This is a genomic window from Paenibacillus sp. J2L1-98, from assembly GCF_056269405.1.
The window spans coordinates 1-1,088 of record NZ_JBWDNW010000067.1; the positions used below are offsets into that span (position 1 = coordinate 1).

At 51.2% G+C, this 1,088-nt stretch carries 1 protein-coding gene; it reads left to right on the forward strand.

From position 1 onward, the window contains the following. Window positions 1-150 precede the first annotated feature (150 nt). The coding region (locus AC0YNZ_RS31425) for an ABC transporter permease subunit (protein WP_475830279.1) at window positions 151-1,088 on the forward strand (938 nt) is incomplete at its 3' end.

The window sequence follows — 1,088 nt, forward strand, 5'->3', positions numbered from 1 at the left end:
GTATTGATGATTTCGTCCGAGCTGCCTGAAATTTTGAGTGTAAGCGATCGAATTCTCGTTATGCATGAAGGGAAAATCAGGGCCGAGCTGCCGCGCAGCGAGGCGACTCAGGAACAAATCATGTATTACGCAACAGGGGAGATTAAATAGATGCAGACGACAAACCTACAAAGCGCTACTGGTAAAGTTCCTATGAACAGGAAGAAGCTCCTATATTACTTCAATCAATTGGGCATGCTGGTCATTTTGGTATTGCTATGCGCGGCTATGGCTGCTTTTGCACCGCATTTTACAGAGGTCGGCAACGTCCTGAACGTTCTGAAGCAGGTGTCGATCACTGCCATTCTTGCAGCGGGCATGACGCTGGTCATCCTCACCGGGGGCATTGATTTGTCCGTGGGCTCTACACTTGCGCTCTCCGGCGTCGTTTCCGTCATGATCACGAATGCCGGAGTCCATCCGGTAATCGCTATGCTGGCGGGCGCGGCGGTCGGTTATGCAGCCGGCGCGATTAATGGTTATTTTACTGCCGTTCCTAAGCTGCCTTCGTTTATTGTGACGCTTGGCAGTATGACTTACTTGCGCGGATTGGCGTACGTCATTAGCGGCGGGTACCCGCTCGTACTTACGAACGGAACGTTCAAATTCGTCGGAGCAGGCTATATTCTCGGCATTCCAACGCCAATTTACGTGATGGCCATCGTCTATATCATCATGTTTTTCGTCCTCAAATACACGATGTTCGGACGTCAAGTGTATGCGATCGGCGGCAATGAAGAGGCTGCAAGGTTAACAGGCATCAAGGTTGAAAGAACATTGATCAACGTATACTCGATCAGCGGGATGCTTGCAGGCGTAGCCGGCGTCGTGATGGCGGGGCGGCTTTTCTCCGGACAACCGATGGTAGGGCTGGGGGCAGAGCTCGATGCGATCGCTGCGGTTATTCTTGGCGGCACAAGCTTTGCAGGAGGGTTCGGACGGATCCAGGGCACGATTATCGGCGTATTGATTATGGGCGTGCTTACGAACGGTTTGACCTTATTGAATGTAGATTATTATTGGCAATTAATTGTAAAGGGCGGGGTTAT